This window comes from Paracoccus sp. C2R09 (assembly GCF_018860625.1).
Lineage (GTDB): Bacteria > Pseudomonadota > Alphaproteobacteria > Rhodobacterales > Rhodobacteraceae > Paracoccus.
Genome location: NZ_JAHKQB010000007.1, coordinates 356,266 through 373,153, shown reverse-complemented (window position 1 = coordinate 373,153; position 16,888 = coordinate 356,266). Strand labels below are relative to the sequence as shown.

General features: G+C 66.1%; 15 protein-coding genes. 6 read left to right on the top strand and 9 right to left on the bottom strand.

Annotation, left to right across the window (positions count from 1 at the left end; all coding sequences use genetic code 11):
• Window positions 1–280: 280 nt before the first annotated feature.
• Together KO490_RS02345 and KO490_RS02340 are read right to left on the bottom strand one after the other, a co-directional pair.
• Window positions 281–1,495 (bottom strand): nitrate/nitrite transporter, encoded by a 1,215-nt coding sequence (locus KO490_RS02345; protein ID WP_216017765.1) that lies wholly within the window; start codon window positions 1,493–1,495, stop codon window positions 281–283.
• Window positions 1,496–2,047 carry an NYN domain-containing protein gene (locus tag KO490_RS02340; RefSeq protein ID WP_216017764.1) on the bottom strand — a complete coding sequence of 184 codons (552 nt, stop codon included), beginning with the start codon at window positions 2,045–2,047 and terminating at the stop codon, window positions 1,496–1,498.
• 113 nt (window positions 2,048–2,160) lie between these two features.
• Here KO490_RS02340 and folK point away from each other — a divergent pair, with 113 nt between their 5' ends.
• From folK to KO490_RS02320, 4 genes are all read left to right on the top strand, one after another.
• Window positions 2,161–2,760 (top strand): 2-amino-4-hydroxy-6-hydroxymethyldihydropteridine diphosphokinase, encoded by a 600-nt coding sequence (gene folK, locus KO490_RS02335; RefSeq protein ID WP_216017763.1) that lies wholly within the window; start codon window positions 2,161–2,163, stop codon window positions 2,758–2,760.
• 70 nt (window positions 2,761–2,830) lie between these two features.
• Window positions 2,831–3,187: a DNA-directed RNA polymerase subunit omega gene (rpoZ, locus tag KO490_RS02330; RefSeq protein ID WP_216017762.1), complete on the top strand. Its 357-nt coding sequence runs from the start codon at window positions 2,831–2,833 to the stop codon at window positions 3,185–3,187.
• A 40-nt stretch (window positions 3,188–3,227) separates the two neighbouring features.
• Window positions 3,228–5,342, top strand: coding sequence for a bifunctional (p)ppGpp synthetase/guanosine-3',5'-bis(diphosphate) 3'-pyrophosphohydrolase (locus KO490_RS02325; protein WP_216017761.1), 2,115 nt, complete (start codon window positions 3,228–3,230; stop codon window positions 5,340–5,342).
• A gap of 49 nt (window positions 5,343–5,391) precedes the next feature.
• Entirely contained in the window at window positions 5,392–6,036 is a 645-nt protein-coding gene (locus KO490_RS02320) for a DUF2062 domain-containing protein (RefSeq protein ID WP_303463125.1), read from the top strand.
• Here the strand turns inward: KO490_RS02320 and KO490_RS02315 are convergent.
• The 7 genes from KO490_RS02315 to KO490_RS02285 form a co-directional block, all read right to left on the bottom strand.
• Window positions 6,030–6,935, bottom strand: coding sequence for a glyoxylate/hydroxypyruvate reductase A (locus KO490_RS02315; RefSeq protein WP_216017760.1), 906 nt, complete (start codon window positions 6,933–6,935; stop codon window positions 6,030–6,032). The genes KO490_RS02320 and KO490_RS02315 overlap by 7 nt on opposite strands.
• A 4-nt stretch (window positions 6,936–6,939) precedes the next feature.
• A complete protein-coding gene (rodA, locus tag KO490_RS02310; RefSeq protein WP_216017759.1) occupies window positions 6,940–8,079 on the bottom strand; it encodes a rod shape-determining protein RodA in 1,140 nt (379 codons plus the stop codon).
• Window positions 8,080–8,083: 4 nt separating this feature from the next.
• Window positions 8,084–10,030: a penicillin-binding protein 2 gene (mrdA, locus tag KO490_RS02305; protein WP_216017758.1), complete on the bottom strand. Its 1,947-nt coding sequence runs from the start codon at window positions 10,028–10,030 to the stop codon at window positions 8,084–8,086.
• A gap of 16 nt (window positions 10,031–10,046) precedes the next feature.
• Entirely contained in the window at window positions 10,047–10,568 is a 522-nt protein-coding gene (locus KO490_RS02300; protein WP_216017757.1) for a rod shape-determining protein MreD, read from the bottom strand.
• Window positions 10,565–11,506, bottom strand: coding sequence for a rod shape-determining protein MreC (gene mreC / locus KO490_RS02295; protein WP_216017756.1), 942 nt, complete (start codon window positions 11,504–11,506; stop codon window positions 10,565–10,567). Before mreC ends, KO490_RS02300 begins: the two co-directional genes overlap by 4 nt.
• A 22-nt stretch (window positions 11,507–11,528) precedes the next feature.
• A complete protein-coding gene (locus tag KO490_RS02290; protein ID WP_022707159.1) occupies window positions 11,529–12,563 on the bottom strand; it encodes a rod shape-determining protein in 1,035 nt (344 codons plus the stop codon).
• Between the two features lie 205 nt (window positions 12,564–12,768).
• On the bottom strand, window positions 12,769–14,325 hold the full coding sequence (locus tag KO490_RS02285) for a 2-isopropylmalate synthase (protein WP_216017755.1): 1,557 nt from the start codon (window positions 14,323–14,325) through the stop codon (window positions 12,769–12,771).
• A 390-nt stretch (window positions 14,326–14,715) separates the two neighbouring features.
• Here KO490_RS02285 and KO490_RS02280 point away from each other — a divergent pair, with 390 nt between their 5' ends.
• Together KO490_RS02280 and KO490_RS02275 are read left to right on the top strand one after the other, a co-directional pair.
• On the top strand, window positions 14,716–15,150 hold the full coding sequence (locus tag KO490_RS02280) for a universal stress protein (RefSeq protein ID WP_216017754.1): 435 nt from the start codon (window positions 14,716–14,718) through the stop codon (window positions 15,148–15,150).
• 36 nt (window positions 15,151–15,186) lie between these two features.
• On the top strand, window positions 15,187–16,731 hold the full coding sequence (locus tag KO490_RS02275) for a sodium:alanine symporter family protein (protein ID WP_216017753.1): 1,545 nt from the start codon (window positions 15,187–15,189) through the stop codon (window positions 16,729–16,731).
• Window positions 16,732–16,888 lie beyond the last annotated feature (157 nt).

Below are 16,888 nucleotides of genomic sequence, written 5' to 3'. Positions count from 1 at the left end.
GCAGAACCGCTCAAATTCGGGGAACGCTTGGGATCGGTCACGCGCGGATGCGCAAGATCCCGTGCCAATCCCGAGCCAAGCCCCCGCCGGCGGGGGAAGGTGTAGAGACTAGACGGGCGGCGCCTACAGCCCCATGCGGGGCCAGGGCGAAGGGATAGTCCAGACCACGAACGGGGCCACCCCGGCGGCGAAAGCCGAAGTGGTACGAAAATCTGTTTTCCTCAGGAAGTGCGGGTTCGAGTCCCGCCGTCCGCACCATCCCCCCTTTTACCGGCCCCCATTACCGGCGACCGCCGGCCAGTTGGCGCGCCTGCGGCAGCCCGCGCAGCCGCATCATTGCCCAGACGCCCACGACCGGCCCCGGCAGCAGGATCAGGAAGGCCCATCGCCAGCCCCCCAGGGCGGCGGCCACCACCGGCACCAGCCAGATCGCGATCACCGTCAGCGCAAAGCCGAAGGCCAACTGCAGCGTCAGCGCAGTGCCGACCAGGCGCGGGTCTGCCAGTTCGGATGCCGCAGCCGAGAATTGTGCGCTGTCGCCGATGATGGTGATGCCCCAGATGATCGCGATGACGATCAGCAGCCATTCCGGCCCGCCCCATGCCAGCCCGATCAGCGCCGCAGAGGCCCCCGACACGGCCATCATCCCCGCCGTGGTCAGGCAGCGCCCGATGCGGTCCGACAGCCAGCCGCCAAGCGCGCAACCGATCACGCCCGAGGCAATCACCCCGAAGGTCAGCGGGGACACGCCCATGGGCAACGGCCCGGCCTGCGCCGCGGCTGTCAGCCAGGCCAGCAGCCAGGCCCACATGGCGTACAGTTCCCACATATGTCCGAAATAGCCCAGATTGGCCAAGCGCAGCGGACGGTCGCGCAGCACGGCCAGCGTCTGCTGCGGGTCGAAGCGCGTGCGCGCGAAGCCGTGCGGCCCCTCGCGGACGGCCAGCCCGAAGATAGCCGCCGATACCAGTGCGCCTGTGCTTGCGCCCGCCACGACCAGCCGCCAGTCGGGCCCGCCGCCAAGCGCGCGCAGCAGATGCGGCAGCGCCGATCCCAGGGTCAGCGCGCCGACCAGCAGGCCCATCGCAAAGCCCCGTCCCGCGACGAACCAGGTGGCCATAAGCTTCAGCGCGGGCGGATAGACCCCGGCCAGTGCCACCCCCGTCATCAGCCGCGCCAGCATCAGGCCCGCGAAATCCGGTTGCAGCAGCACCGCGCCATTGGCCAGCGCCGCCAGCAGGGCCGAGATGGTGATCAGCCGCGTCATCGGCATGATGTCGGGCAGGTTCAGCGCCGAGGATGCCAGCGCCCCCGCCACGAAGCCCAGCTGGACCGCGTTGGTCAGCCATGCCGCCTGCGCGGGCTCCAGCGCCCAGATGCGCGCGAGTTCGGGCCCGATGGCGGTGGTCGAGAACCAGCACGCCATGGCCCCGATGACCCCTGCGCAGATCAGCGCCAATGCGGACCAGCGCCCCTGCGCGGGGGTCGGCATCATTTATTCGCCCCCTTGCTGCGCGTCGCGCGGCGGGCGTCCGATGATGTCGCGCAGGGCGTCCAGCTCGATGAAATTGTCGGCCTGGCGGCGCAGGTCGTCGGCGATCATCGGCGGCTGGCTGCGGATGGTGGACACGACCGACACGCGCACGCCCTGCCGCTGAAGCGCCTCGACCAGGGGACGGAAATCGCCATCCCCCGAAAACAGGACAACATGGTCCAGATGCGGGGCAAGCTGCATGGCATCGACCGTCAGCTCGATATCCATGTTGCCCTTGACCTTCCGGCGGCCCATCGCGTCGGTATATTCGCGCGCGGGTTTCGTCACCACGCAGAAGCCGTTGTAATGCAGCCAGTCCACCAGCGGGCGGATCGGGGAATATTCCTCTCCCTCGAGCAGCGCGGTATAGTAGTAGGCCCGCGTCAGCTTGCCCCGGCGGTCGAATTCCTGTCGAAGCAGCTTGTAATCTATGTCGAAGCCCAAGGCCTTCGAAGCCGCATAGAGATTGGCGCCGTCTATGAAGAGCGCCAATCTGTCATCCTTGTAGAACATCGGGTCGTTGCCTTTGCTGAAAAGAGCCTTCCCCATCCCGGACGGCATCAGGGTGAGGGACCTGACAAAGTCTTTTTCGGCATGAAACATGCTTTTAGGACAAAGGAGAAAGCGTGGTTAACCTGTCTTTTGGTATCGTCGCCCTGGGCGCCAACCTGCCCCTGCACGGGCAGGAACTCCGGGCCGGCCTGCGCCGGACGCTGAATATTCTGCACAGTGAACCGGGCATTACAATAAGCGCCGTAAGCCGTTTCTGGCGCACCCCGGCGATCCCGGCGGGATCGGGGCCCGATTTCGTGAATGCGACGGCGACGATCCGGACCTCGCTCCGGGCGCCCGAATTGCTGGCTGCGCTGCACCGGATCGAGGCCGATTTCGGACGTGACAGGACCACCGGGCGGTGGTCGGCTCGCGTCCTCGATCTGGATCTGATCGCGCTGGACGACACGGTACTCCCAGACGCCGCGACCTTGCAAGGATGGATCGACCTGCCCTTTGCCGAACAGTCGCGCCGCACGCCCGACCGCCTGCTGCTGCCCCATCCGCGCCTGCAGGATCGCGGCTTCGTCCTGGCCCCCCTGGCCGAGATCGCGCCCGCCTGGCGCCACCCCCTGACGGGCCGCGATGTCTCCGCGATGCTGGCCGATCTGCCGCCCGCCGCATTGGCCGGAATGCAGCCCTTTTCCATGTCCGAAGATCGCGCCTTCGCTTGACATTTCGGCCATTTCTGATCAAAGGTCCGATTTCGCCCCGGATATCCGATTCGCAACCCACAGGTGATTCATGGCCCGCGTTACGGTCGAAGACTGCGTCGACAAGGTTCCCAACCGGTTTGATCTGGTTCTGCTGGCCTCCCATCGCGCACGCGAGATCGCGGCCGGAAGCCAGCCGACGGTCGATCGCGACAACGACAAGAACCCCGTCGTCTCGCTCCGCGAGATTGCCGAGGAAACCCAGCCCGTCGACGATCTGCGCGAGCGGATGATCGAATCCACCCAGACCCAGATCGAGGTGGACGAGCCCGAGGAAGACGCGATGGCGCTGCTTCTGGGTGCCGAGGCCGACAAGCCCAAGCCCGCGGACGAGGAATCCGAAGAGCGCATGCTGCGCATGATGCTGGAAGCCAACCAGCGCGGCTGAGCCGTTCGATGAAGCACGAAAGGGTCTTCGGCAGGACATCATGATCGACGTCGAAGACCTTCTTGCGCTGGTGCGCAACTACAACCCCCGCTGCAACGCGGACCTGCTGCGCGATGCCTACGAATACGGCATGCGCATGCACGAGGGCCAGTTCCGCCATTCGGGTGAGCCCTATTTCACGCATCCCGTCGCGGTCGCCGCGATCCTGACCGAGATGCGCCTGGACGATGCGACCATCGTCACCGCCCTCCTGCACGACACGATCGAGGATACCCGTTCCACCAAGGACGAGGTGTCTGCGATGTTCAGCCCCGAGATCGCCGAGCTGGTCGATGGCGTGACCAAGCTGACCAATCTCGAACTCTCCAGTGCGCAGTCCAAGCAGGCCGAGAATTTCCGCAAGCTGTTCATGGCCATGTCGCGCGACCTGCGCGTCATCCTGGTCAAGCTGGCGGACCGGCTGCACAACATGCGCACCATCCGGTCCATGCGCCCCGACAAGCAGGTCAAGAAGGCCCGCGAGACGATGGACATCTATGCGCCGCTGGCCGGTCGCATGGGCATGCAGTGGATGCGCGAAGAGCTCGAGGATCTGGCCTTCAAGGTCATCAATCCCGAGGCCCGCAGCTCGATCATCCGCCGTTTCGTCGCCATGCAGCGCGACACGGGCGACGTGATCGGCCAGATCACCGCGGATATCCGCGCCGAGCTGGAACGCGAGGGGATCGAGGCCGACGTCTTCGGCCGCGCCAAGAAGCCCTTCAGCGTCTGGCGCAAGATGCAGGAGAAGCAGCTTGCCTTCTCTCGTCTGTCCGACATCTACGGTTTCCGCATCATCACCAAATGCGAGATGGACTGCTATCGCGCCCTGGGCGTGATCCATCATCGCTGGCGCGCGGTGCCGGGGCGGTTCAAGGATTACATCAGCCAGCCCAAGTCGAACGGCTATCGGTCGATCCACACGACCGTGTCGGGCCGCGACGGCAAGCGGGTCGAGGTGCAGATCCGCACCCGCCAGATGCACGAGGTCAACGAGGCCGGCGTCGCCGCGCATTGGGCCTATCGCGACGGCGTGCGGACGGAAAACCCCTTCGCGGTCGATCCCGCGCATTGGGTCGCCAGCCTGACCGACCGCTTCGACAGCGAGGATCACAACGAGTTCCTCGAACACGTCAAGCTGGAGATGTATCAGGACCAGGTCTTCTGCTTCACGCCCAAGGGCGACGTGCTGCAGCTTCCGAAAGGCGCGACGCCGCTCGATTTCGCCTATGCGGTCCATACGCGGCTGGGCAATTCCTGCGTCGGCGGCAAGATCGACGGCATCCGCGTGCCGCTGTGGACGCGGCTGAAGAACGGCCAGTCGGTCGAGATCATCGCCGCGTCGGGGCAGCGCCCGCAGGCGACCTGGCTGGACATCGTCGTCACCGGCCGCGCCAAGGCCGCGATCCGGCGGTCCCTGCGCGAGGAAGATCGCGACCGCTTCATGCGCCTGGGCCGCGAACTGGTCCGCGTCAGCTTCGAGCATGTGGGCCGCAAGGTCACCGACAAGGCCATCCGCACCGCCGCGCGCCAGATGGGCATTCCCACCCCCGAGGAACTGCTGGCCCGGATCGGCAGCGCCGAGAATTCGGCCAAGGAGGTCCTGGCCGTCCTCTATCCCGAACTGGCCGATAAGCAGGACGAGATCGACAGCCGCCGCCCCATCGCGGGCCTCGAGGCGGATGCGAACTTCAAGCGCGCGCCCTGCTGCAACCCGCTGCCGGGCGAACGCATCATCGGCATCACCTATCGCGGCGCGGGCGTGGTCATCCATGCGATCGACTGCCCGGTCCTTGCGGAATACGAGGACAGCCCCGACCGTTGGGTGGACCTGCAATGGCGCGCGGGGCGTCACCCTGCGGCCTATTCGACGGTGCTGTCGCTGACCATCCGGCACGATGCGGGCGTGCTGGGCCGCATCTGCACGCTGGTCGGCGCGCAGGGGGCCAATATCTCGAATCTCGAGTTCATCGAGAGAAAGCCCGACTTCTACCGGCTCGAGGTGGTGGTCGAACTGCGCGACCGCGAACATCTGCACAACCTGCTGACCGCGCTGGAAGCGGAAAGCGACGTCGCGCAAGTCTCCCGGATCCGGGATCCCTCGTTGAAACCCTGAGGCAGCGGGCCTATCGTCCGGGCCTCGACCACCTTCGGATGGGGCATCCGTGTTCAAACGACGCAAGCCGCGCAGCTATGGCCAGATCGCCAGCGAGATGATCTATCCCCGCGGCGGTTGGCGCCGCGCCGGGACCTATGTCATGCACCGGCTGCGCCGCCTGCCGGACCGCCCGCATCGGATCGGGCGCGGGGTCGCGGCGGGGGTCTTCGTGTCCTTCACGCCGCTTTTCGGGTTCCACTTCCTGTCGGCCGCCGCAGTCGCGTGGATCATCCGCGGCAACATCCTTGCGGCGCTGCTGGCGACCTTCGTGGGCAACCCGGTCACCCTGCCCTTCATCGCGCTGGCATCGGTGGGCTTCGGGCGGGAAATCCTGGGCCTGCCGGGCCGGATGCCGCCGCATTTCATCTTTCGCGAATTCTCTCAGGCGACGACCGAGATCTGGCACAACATCAATGCGATCTTCGGCCCCGAGGTCGCGCATTGGCACAGGCTGGCGGATTTCTTCGTCCAGATCTTCTGGCCCTATGTCGTGGGCGGGTCGATCATGGGTCTGGGCGTATCGGTCGCCACCCATTACATGACCGTCCCGATCTTCATCGCCTATCAGAAGCGACGCGAGAAACGCATGGCCCTGCGCATCGCCAAATTCACCGAAAGCTCGGCCCGCAGGCGGTCCAAGGGCGATCAGTAGCCCCGGTCGCGATCCACGAGGAACATGGGCGCCCGTCCGTCCCGCAGGCGGCGCAGGTTCTCGGCCACGACAGGGGCCGCGGTCCGGGGGCGGGTTTCCGCGGCGATATGGGGCGTGACGGTGACCTGCCGATGCGCCCAGAAGGGATGATCGGGGGCCAGGGGTTCGGATCTGAAGACATCGAGAACCGCATGCCCCAGCCCGCCGTCCAACGCCGATACAAGGGCGGTGTCGTCGATCAGCGTGCCGCGACCCGGATTGATCAGCCAGGCCCCTTCCGGCAGTAGTGCAAGCCTGCGCGCATCCAGCAGATTCCGCGTCCGGGGCGTGTCGGGCAGCAGGCAGATCAGGATGTCCGAGCCCGGCAGGACCGCGTCCAGATCCGCGACCCCATGCATGGTCGCGCCCTCGACCGGGCGGCCCGAATGGCTGACGCCTGTCACGGGAAACCCCACGCCCTGCAGCATCGCGGCCACGGCGCGGCCCAGCTCTCCCATGCCCAGCACCGTCACCGGGCGCTGCGTGGCCAGGGGCGGGATCTGCCCGTTCCGCCAGACGCCGTCCTGCGCATAGCGGTCCATCCCCAGATGGGCCCGCATCGCCCAGCCCGTGCAATATTCGGCCATGCCCCGTGCCAGGCCCGGATCGACCATCCGCGCCAGCGGCTGGGTCAGGGTGCGGTTCGTGACGATGCGTTCGACCCCTGCCCAGAGGCTCTGGACCAGGCCCACGTTGCGATAGGGCGTGAAATCCTCGATATCCCCGCCGGGCGCATAGATGATCGCATCGAAGCCCGCCGGATCGCCGTCGCGCGCGAATTCCACCCCGGGACAGGCCTCGCGCAGCGGCCCCTGCCAGGCCGCCCATGCCTCGTCGCTTGCAGAAAACCTTGCGCGCATCGGATCACCTCGGTCTGTGGACATGGGCGGATTGGACAAGGCCGAAGCCCAGCATCAGGATCATCAGCGACGTGCCGCCATAGCTGACCAGCGGCAAGGGCGAACCCTTGGCCGGCAGCAGGCCCATCACGGTCGCCATGTTGATCGAGAAGTACAGGAAGAAGGTCGCGCTGATCCCGATGGTGATAAGGCTGGCGAAGCGGTCCCGATTCGACAGCGCGGAATACAGGCAGAAGCCCAGGATCAGCATGTACAGGATCAGCAGCGACGACGCCCCGATGAAGCCGAATTCCTCGGCCAGGACGGTGAAGATGAAGTCGGTATGCTTCTCGGGCAGGAAGTTCAGCCGCGACTGGGTGCCCTGCATGAAGCCGCGACCGGACCATCCGCCCGATCCCAGGGCGATCTGGCTCTGGATGATGTTGTAGCCCGCCCCCAGAGGGTCCGCGCCGGGATCGAGGAAGGTGTCGATGCGGCGGAACTGGTAATCCTTGAGCAGCTGCCATTCGGTGCCGCGGCTGACCATCACCGCATAGACGAGACCGACCGCCGCCCCGATCACCGCGCCGAAATACCACAGCGACACGCCCGCCGCGAACATCACGATCCCGCCCCCGGTGATCAGCATGATCGAGGTTCCCAGATCGGGCTGCATCAGTACCAGCCCGGTCGGCGCAAGGATCATCATCACCGGCAGCAGAACCCAGAAGGGCCGCGAGACCTTGGACAGGTCCAGCCAGTCGTAATAGGCCGCCAGAAGCAGCACGAGCGCGATCTTCATCAGCTCGGATGGCTGGATGCGGATGGGGCCGATATCGATCCAGCGCTGTGCGCCCATGCCGACCACGCCGAACAGGTCCACCGCGACCAGCATCAGGAAACAGGCGACATAGGCCGCGACCGAGATGCCCCGCCAGAACCACATCGGCACGAATGCCAGGGTCAGCATGATCACCATGCCCACGGCAAATCGGTACATCTGCGGCTGGGCCCAGGTCTCCAGCCTGCCGCCCGCCACGGAATAGAGCATCAGGAACCCGATGCAGCAGACCGCCGTGATCAGCAGGACCAGCGGCCAGTTGATATACAGCACCTTGCGAAAGCCGGTCGGGACCTGCGCGACCTTGTAATCGAGATAGGACATGGGATCAGGCTCTGCTGCGGGAAGGGCGCGGGGCGTCCGGGGTATAGAGCGTCATCGCCTCGTGCCGGGCCTGCATCGCGGCCCGCTGGTCCGATGGCACGGCATCCAGCGGCGGCAGGCCGCCGTTCAGCGCGAACAGCAGGATGTCGCGGGCGATGGGCGCCGCCACGGTCGAGCCGCCGCCGCCATGTTCGACCACGACCGACACCGCGTATCGCGGCGCGTCATATGGCGCGAAGCAGACGAACAGCGCGTGGTCGCGGCGGTTCCAGGGCAGCTGGTCGTTCGACACGACGCCCCGCGCGCGTTCGGCGGCGGTGATGTTGCGGACCTGGCTGGTTCCGGTCTTGCCGGCCATGTGCCAATCCTCGCGCGTGATCCGTGACGACCGGGCGGTGCCGCGGCTGGAATTCATCACGGCCTCCATCCCCATCCGCGCGATCCTGAGCGAGCTGTCCGAGATGTCGAGCGGCGGCGCCTCGGCCGGGTCCTGCCGGACCCCGTCGATCGACCTGATCAGCGCGGGCGACACCTGCCGCCCCGTCGCGATCCGCGCCGTCATCACCGCCAGCTGCATGGGCGATGCCAGGACATAGCCCTGCCCGATCGAGGCGTTCAGGCTGTCGCCGATCTGCCATGCCTGATCGTATCTGGCCTTCTTCCATGCGCGGTCGGGCGCGATGCCTTCGGACACCGCCGACATGGGCAGGTCGTGGCGCTGCCCCAGCCCCAGCTTGCGCGCCATGGCAGCGATCCGGTCGATGCCCACCCGCTGCGCCAGTTCATAGTAATAGACGTCGCAGCTCTGCTCGAGGCTGGTGATCGCATCGACCGACCCGTGACCGCCCCGGCGCCAGCAATGGAAGCGCCGTGTCCCCAGCTCGGTATAGCCGGGGCAGTAGTATCGCGACCCCGCATTGATGACCCCGGATTCGAGGCCCGCCAGCAGGGTGACCATCTTGAAGGTCGAACCGGGGGGATAGACGCCCTGCACCGTCTTGTCGGCCAGCGGGCGATGATCGTGATCCATCAGCGCGCGGTAATCCTTGCTGGAGATCCCGCGCACGAACTTGTTCGGATCGAAGCTGGGCGAAGAACAGACCGAGACGAGATCCCCGCTGCGGCAATCGATGACGACGGCGGCAGCGCTTTCCTCGCCCATGCGCTGCGCGGCATAGTTCTGAAGCGCCGCATCGACAGTCAGCTGCACCGTCGCGCCTTGCTCGCCCTCCTGCCGGGACAGCTGGCGCATCTCGCGGCCGGTGCTGTTCACCTCGACCCGGCGGGCGCCCGCCTTGCCGCGCAGGACCTCCTCCATCCGCCCCTCGACGCCGATCTTGCCCAGCTGGAAATCGGGCAGGCGCAGGACCGGATCGGGATCCTCGATCCGCGACAGGTCGTAATCGCTGACCGGCCCGACATAGCCCACGACATGCGCGAAATCGCCGCCCCGCACATAGGCGCGCGACAGGGCGCTTTCGGGCATCACGCCCGGAAGCGAGGGCGCGTTCACGGCGATGGCGCTGAACTGTTCCCAGGACAGCCGGTCGGCCAGGACGATCGGCGTGACGGCGCTGCGCTTGGCGAATTCGTCGCGCAATTCGTCCATGCGGGCATCGCTCATGGGGATCAGCTGGGCCAGCCGCTGCAGGACCGGCTCGACATCGCCGCCGGCCTCTTCCCGGGTCAGCGTCACGCGATAGTTCTGTTCGTTGTTGGCGATCACCATCCCGTTGCGGTCCAGGATCAGACCCCGCGCGGGCGGCAGCAGGCGCATCTTGATCGAATTGCCATCGGCCAGCATCCGGTATTCCTCGGCGTGGTCCAGCTGCATCGACCGCATCTTCAGCGCAAGCGTGGTCACGGTGGCGACCTGCACGCCCGCCAGCATCAGCCCGCGCCGGGTGATCTGGCGGCTGCTGTCCATGATGTCGCGTTGAGATTTCTTCATCGGATGCCCCCGGATTTCAGGCGCCTTCGCCATGACGGATGCGACGCAGGCCCAGCAGCCAGCGTGCGGCGAAGACCGCGACCGGATAGGCCGCCACCGTCGCGAGATATTGCAGGATCACCTGCCCCAGATTCGAGACCGGCAGCAGGAACAGGATCAGGACCATGCGATAGGCCAGCATCATCAATCCGACAAGCACGCCCACGCGCAGCCATTCAACCATGAAACCGGTGTCGCGCCAACGGTGCTCGCGTTGACGTGCAGCCTCGGAACCCAGCAGCACGAAGATCGCCCAGAGGCCCGGCGGACGCATCAGCAGCAGATCCTCGAGCAGCACGACCAGCACGATGGCCAGCGCGGGCAGCTGGTCGGGTCTGCGCAGCACCCATGCCAGGATCAGCGCCAGCCCCATGTCGGGGCCGGGCCAGCCCATCATCCCCGGTGCCAGGGGCAGCATGCGGATGAACAGCAGCACCGAATAGGCAAGGCAGAACAGCCCCAGGCCCACGACCGTGCTGCGCGGCGGCAAGGCGATCATTGCAGCGTTCCGGGGTCCAGCGGATCGGTCGCGCGGGCGGCCTCGACCGGACTGTCGGGCAGCTGCGGCCCGATGGGACCGGCCTGCCCGCCGCGGATGACGGCGGCGGTATCGGCCACGGCCTCGGCCGGATGAGAACGCAGCACGCGCAGGAATTCCAGCCGCCCGTAATCGGCGGCCATCAGAATGCGCATCCGCCCGTCGCTGCCCTGCGCCACCTGCCCGACCAGCAGGCCCGCCGGGAACACCCCGCCATCGCCCGAGGTGACGACCCGGTCGCCAGGCCGCACATTGTCCGAGCTTTCGATGAATTCGAGCAGCGGCAACGAGGTATTGTCCCCCGTCAGCAGCGCGCGTTCGCCCGTGGGCTGCACCACGACCGGCAGGCGCGAGGACGGATCGGTCAGCAGCACCACCCGGCTGGTCGAACGACCCACGCCCGCAATGCGACCGACAAGGCCCAGCCCGTCCATCACGGCCCATCCCTCGATCACGCCGTCGCGCGATCCCACGTTCAGCAGGACCGACTGGCGAAAGGCCGTGCCGCTGTCCACCATCACCATGCCCGTGACGCTGGTCAGCGCCGGGTCGATGCGCACGTTGTTCAGCGCCAGCAGCTTCGAGTTCTCCTGCTCGAGCTGCACGGCGGCTTCCTTCCACGCGGACATGCGCTGCAATTCGCGGCGCAGTTCCTGGTTCTGCTGGTGCAGGCGGGCATAGCTCTGGAAACCGGCGACCATCTCGCTGACGCGGGTAACGGGCACCAGCGCCCATTCCATGCGCGGCACGATGGCGTCGATCATCGCGACCCGCATGCGTTCGGCACGCGGGCTGTCGATGCGCCAGAACAGGAACAGCGCCACCAGTAGCAGCACCATGACCGCGATCAGGATGCGCCGGACGGGCGTTGCGAAATCAGGCCCCTTGGTCCGCGACATGGCGGGTCCCCCGGTTCCGGTTTCAGCTGTCGTAGTCGATGACGTGGCGCAGCTGCTTCTCGAACTCGAGCGCCTTGCCGGTGCCCAGGGCCACGCAGCTCATGGGCTGGTCGGCCAGGCTGATCGACAGGCCGGTCTGCTCGCGCAGCGCCAGATCCAGTTCGCCCAGCATCGCGCCGCCACCGGTCAGCATCACGCCGCGATCGACGATATCTGCCGCAAGGTCCGGGGGCGTGGCCTCCAGCGCGACCATCACGGCCTCGCAGATGGCCTGGACCGGCTCGGTCAGGGCCTCGGCGACCATGGCCTGGCTGATCTCGATCTCTTTCGGGATGCCGTTCAAAAGATCGCGACCGCGCACCATCAGCGTGGCTCCGCGCCCGTCATCGGGCATGCGGGCGGTGCCGATGCTGGTCTTGATGCGCTCGGCGGTGGAATCACCGATCAGCATGTTCTGGTTGCGGCGAAGATAGTTCACGATCGCCTCGTCCATGCGGTCGCCGCCAATGCGGACCGAACGGGCATAGACGACATCGCCAAGCGACAGGACCGCGACCTCGGTGGTGCCGCCGCCGATATCGACGACCATGCTGCCGGTGGGTTCGGTGATGGGCATGCCCGCACCGATGGCCGCCGCGATGGGTTCGGCGATCAGGCCGGCCTTGCGGGCACCGGCGGACAGGACCGACTGGCGGATCGCGCGTTTCTCGACCGGGGTCGCGCCATGGGGCACGCAGACGATGATCTTCGGCTTCGAGAAGGTCGTGCGCTTGAACACCTTCTTGATGAAATGCTTGATCATCTGCTCGGCGCTGTCGAAATCGGCGATCACGCCTTCGCGCATCGGGCGGATGGCCTCGATGCTGCCGGGCGTGCGGCCCAGCATCAGCTTCGCATCCTCGCCCACGGCCAGGACCTGACGCTTGCCGTCCTTGACGTGATAGGCCACGACCGACGGTTCGTTCAGGATGATGCCCTTGCCCTTGACGTAGATCAGCGTGTTCGCCGTCCCGAGGTCGATCGCAATGTCGGTCGAAAACAGACCACCGAATGCCATGCCCGTATCCTTTCGCGCCGGTTTTCCCGGCCTGCCCCTGATTCTGATGTTCAGCTGAGGGCAAACGCCCTGCATCGCCCGAAAACGGGCGTGGCCCCGTATAGAGCGGTCGGCGGCACCGGAAAAGCCCCGATGGCCGCCTTGACGCGGAATGGCGGTATATCGCGCGAAAAAGGGGCGGAGGCTTCCCCGCCCCCCGAAGGTTTCAGTGCGAATACATCGTGATCTGCTTGCCGTCGCGGCCCGCCTGGGCGCGGCGCATGATCAGATGGTTCAGCGCGCCGACATAGGCCTTGGTGCTGGCAAGGATGGTGTCGGTATCGGCGGCCTGCCCGTTCACGATGCGGCCGTCCTCCTCCATCCGGACGCTGACGGTGGCCTGGGCATCGGTGCCCTCGGTCACGGCATGCACCTGATAGAGCTTCAGCGTCGCGTCATGCGGGAAGATCTGGCGGACCGCGTTGAAGCAGGCATCGACCGGACCGTCGCCCGTGGCATGGACGGTCTTCTCCTCGCCATCGACGATCATGGTCAGATCGGCGGTCTGGCCGTCGCTGCCGCAGACGACGCGCAGATGCTTGACCTGCAGGTGATCGTCGCCGGTATTGGCGGCAGCATCCTGCACCAGGGCCACGATATCCTCGTCGTAGACCTCCTTCTTGCGGTCGGCCAGGGCCTTGAACCGCACGAAGATGTCCTTGAGCTGGTTGTCACCGACCTCGTAGCCTAGATCCTTCAGCTTGGCGCGCAGGGCGGCACGGCCCGAATGCTTGCCCATCGCGATATTGGTCTCGTTCAGGCCGATATCGGCGGGGCGCATGATCTCGAAGGTCTCGACATTCTTAAGCACGCCGTCCTGATGGATGCCGGATTCGTGCAGGAAGGCATTCTTGCCGACGATGGCCTTGTTGAACTGCACCGCAAAGCCCGACACCGCCGACACGCGACGCGAGATGCCCATGATCTTGGTCGTGTCGATGCCCGTCTGGAAGGGCATGATGTCGTTGCGGACCCGCATGGCCATCACGACCTCTTCCAGGGCGGTGTTGCCCGCGCGTTCGCCCAGGCCGTTGATCGTGCATTCGATCTGGCGTGCGCCGGCCTCGACCGCCGCAAGGGCGTTGGCCGTGGCCATGCCCAGATCGTTGTGGCAATGCGTGGCGAAGGTGATCGCATCGGCGCCCGGCACGCGTTCCAGCAGCATGCGGATCAGCTCGGCGCTTTCGCGCGGCGCGGTATAGCCGACGGTATCGGGGATGTTGATCGTCGTGGCACCGGCCTTGATCGCGATCTCGACCACGCGGCACAGGTAATCATGCTCGGTCCGGGTGGCGTCCATGGCCGACCACTGCACGTCCTCGCACAGGTTGCGGGCATGGGTCACGGTCTGCTCGATCCGCTCGGCCATCTGGTCCATGTCCAGGTTCGGAATCGCGCGGTGCAGCGGCGAGGTGCCGATGAAGGTGTGGATGCGCGGGCGGCGCGCATGTTTCACGGCCTCCCAGCAGCGGTCGATATCGGGCAGCTGCGCACGGGCAAGCCCGCAGATGATGCTGTGATCGCTGAGCTTCGCGATCTCGGACACGGCAGCGAAATCGCCTTCGGATGCGATGGGAAAGCCCGCCTCGATCACGTCGACGCCCATCTCGTTCAGCATCTGGGCGATTTCCAGCTTCTCGGCGTGGGACATGGTCGCGCCGGGCGACTGTTCGCCATCGCGAAGCGTCGTGTCGAAGATCATCACGCGGTTCTGGTCGGTCATTTCTGCGTCTTTCTTACGGCCCCTGACGGCGGGGCGGGTCTGGTCGGTTCGGGTCACCCCGGGCACTGACCTTGCTGAGCGGTGGCCCGGGCAGCCCGCTCAGCGCAGCGTAAGAAGCAGCAGACCGCGGAGGTTCACGGCCGGCGGAACGCCATGATCGGCGTCCTGGGCGGGGATGATATGATGCATCCGGGTCATGCGCCGGACTATGCCGACCATGCCCCCGATTGAAAAGCGAAAAAATCCGCCCCTGCGGGATGCAATGCGCCCACCGGACAAGCGGCTGCGGATTGTTGTCACGGAAACGGCACATTTTGTCTGGATACAATCGGCCCCCTCCGGCTATCCTTTGGGCATCAACAAGAACGATAACCAACAGATGAGGGAACGATGTCACGCAAGATCGTCGTCGGATTTGACGGCAGCGACGCGTCCCGGCGTGCGCTGGACTTCGCGATAACCCGCGCCAAGGCGCAAGGCGACAGCATCATCATCGCGCATGTGCTGGAATGGTCGCCCTACAGCTTCCTGACCCAGACCGAGCTGGAGGAACGCCACCGCCGCCGCAAGGAAGAGCTGCAGCGCGCCGAGACCGCGATCCTCGATCCCGAGATGAAGCGCGTCCAGTCCGCGGGCGTCCCGGTCACCACGGCCATGCGCTATGGCCATATCGCCGAAACGCTGTGCCGCATCGCCAAGGACGAGGGCGCGGCGCTGATCTTCATCGGCCGCATGGGCGAATCGGGCATTGCCGCACGGCTGTTCGGATCGGTCGCGGCCACGCTGGCACAGGTTTCGCCCGTGCCCGTGACCATCGTGCCCTGACTGCATGGTGAAGGAACAACAGGGATGACAAGAACAATGAATTCATTCACCAGGACCCTGGCCGTTTCGGGCCTGCTGGGCGCGGGCGGCGCGTTGCCCGCCGCGGCGCAGGGCATCGACGAGACAGTGAACCAGATCTTCGCCAATTCGACCGGCTGGTTCGTCAGCCTGATCTTCAGCAGCTTTCCCGGCACCAACGTGCCCTGGATCGTGTGCTGGCTGGTCATCGCCGCGACGATCTTCACCATCTATTTCGGGCTGATCCAGTTCCGCGCCTTCGGCCATGCGCTGGCGCTGGTGCGCGGAACCTACAGCGACCCCAACGACGCGGGCGAGGTCAGCCATTTCCAGGCGCTGACCACCGCGCTGTCGGGAACCGTGGGTCTGGGCAACATCGCGGGCGTCGCGGTGGCCGTCAGCATCGGCGGCCCGGGCGCGACCTTCTGGATGATCCTTGCGGGTCTTCTGGGCATGGCCACGAAGTTCACCGAATGCACCCTGGGCGTGAAATACCGCAACGAGTTCGCCGACGGGCATGTCTCGGGCGGGCCGATGTACTACATGACCAAGGGCTTTGCCGAACGCGGCCTGCCGGGCGGCAAGATCCTTGCGATCCTCTTCGCGATCTTCTGCATCCTGGGCAGCTTCGGCGGCGGCAACATGTTCCAGTCGAACCAGGCCCATGCGCAGCTGGTCAATGTCGCGGGCGAATTCCCGGGCTGGATCACCGGGCTCGTCATGGCCGTCATCGTCTTCCTGGTGATCGTGGGCGGTCTGAAATCCATCGCCAGCGTGACCGAGAAGGTCGTGCCCTTCATGGCCGCCATCTATGTCGGGACGGCGCTGATCATCATCCTGATGAACTATGACATGATCGGGACCGCCTTCGGCCAGATCTTCCGCGGTGCCTTCACCTGGGACGGCGCGGTCGGCGGGGCCATCGGCGCGCTGATCCAGGGCTTCCGCCGCGCCGCCTTCTCGAACGAGGCGGGCGTGGGTTCGGCCGCCATCGCGCACAGCGCGGTGCGTACCAAGGAACCCGTGACCGAGGGCTTCGTGTCGCTGCTGGAGCCCTTCATCGACACGGTCGTGATCTGCACCATGACGGCGTTGGTCATCATCATCACGGGCCAGCTGGTCACCGATCCCGAAACCGGCATGTTCATCCTGAACGAGGCCGGAACCCAGATCCAGACGGCGTCGGGCGACAGCGGTGTGGCGCTGACCTCGGCCGCGTTCAGCAGCGCCTTCGGCTGGTTCCGCTATGTGCTGGTGCTGGCGGTGGTCCTGTTCGCCTTCTCGACGATGATCTCCTGGAGCTATTACGGCCTCAAGGCCTGGACCTTCCTCTTCGGCGAGGGCCAGACCAAGGAGCTGGTCTTCAAGATCATCTTCTGCTGCTTCATCGTGATCGGCGCCGCGGCCAATCTGGGCCCTGTCATCGACTTCTCGGACGCAGCGATCTTCGCGATGGCCGTCGTGAACATCCTCGCGCTCTATGCGCTGATGCCGATCGTCAAGTCCGAGATGAACAGCTACCTTGCGCGGCTGCGCAGCGGGGCGATCCGCAAGTTCGACTGATCGCGCGAATAGCTGATCCAATGGCGCGGGCATCCGGACGGGTGCCCGCGCTTTTTCATGGCCCGCGGCCTTTCATGGTCCACGGTCGGGACGCGCGCATGCCTGCAGGATCGCCCCGCAGGGCGGGCGCCTGCCGCGTCGGGCCGTCAGGGATCGA

Bases quoted from the DNA above. Each gene is read 5' to 3' on its own strand.
- KO490_RS02345 (WP_216017765.1), bottom strand. From the start codon at position 1,495: ATGATGCCGACCCCCGCGCAGGGGCGCTGGTCCGCATTGGCGCTGATC.
- KO490_RS02325 (WP_216017761.1), top strand. From the start codon at position 3,228: ATGATCGACGTCGAAGACCTTCTTGCGCTGGTGCGCAACTACAACCCC.
- KO490_RS02340 (WP_216017764.1), bottom strand. From the start codon at position 2,047: ATGTTCTACAAGGATGACAGATTGGCGCTCTTCATAGACGGCGCCAAT.
- mreC (WP_216017756.1), bottom strand. From the start codon at position 11,506: ATGTCGCGGACCAAGGGGCCTGATTTCGCAACGCCCGTCCGGCGCATC.
- mrdA (WP_216017758.1), bottom strand. From the start codon at position 10,030: ATGAAGAAATCTCAACGCGACATCATGGACAGCAGCCGCCAGATCACC.
- KO490_RS02315 (WP_216017760.1), bottom strand. From the start codon at position 6,935: ATGCGCGCAAGGTTTTCTGCAAGCGACGAGGCATGGGCGGCCTGGCAG.
- KO490_RS02280 (WP_216017754.1), top strand. From the start codon at position 14,716: ATGTCACGCAAGATCGTCGTCGGATTTGACGGCAGCGACGCGTCCCGG.
- KO490_RS02290 (WP_022707159.1), bottom strand. From the start codon at position 12,563: ATGGCATTCGGTGGTCTGTTTTCGACCGACATTGCGATCGACCTCGGG.
- KO490_RS02275 (WP_216017753.1), top strand. From the start codon at position 15,187: ATGAATTCATTCACCAGGACCCTGGCCGTTTCGGGCCTGCTGGGCGCG.
- rpoZ (WP_216017762.1), top strand. From the start codon at position 2,831: ATGGCCCGCGTTACGGTCGAAGACTGCGTCGACAAGGTTCCCAACCGG.
- KO490_RS02285 (WP_216017755.1), bottom strand. From the start codon at position 14,325: ATGACCGACCAGAACCGCGTGATGATCTTCGACACGACGCTTCGCGAT.
- KO490_RS02300 (WP_216017757.1), bottom strand. From the start codon at position 10,568: ATGATCGCCTTGCCGCCGCGCAGCACGGTCGTGGGCCTGGGGCTGTTC.
- rodA (WP_216017759.1), bottom strand. From the start codon at position 8,079: ATGTCCTATCTCGATTACAAGGTCGCGCAGGTCCCGACCGGCTTTCGC.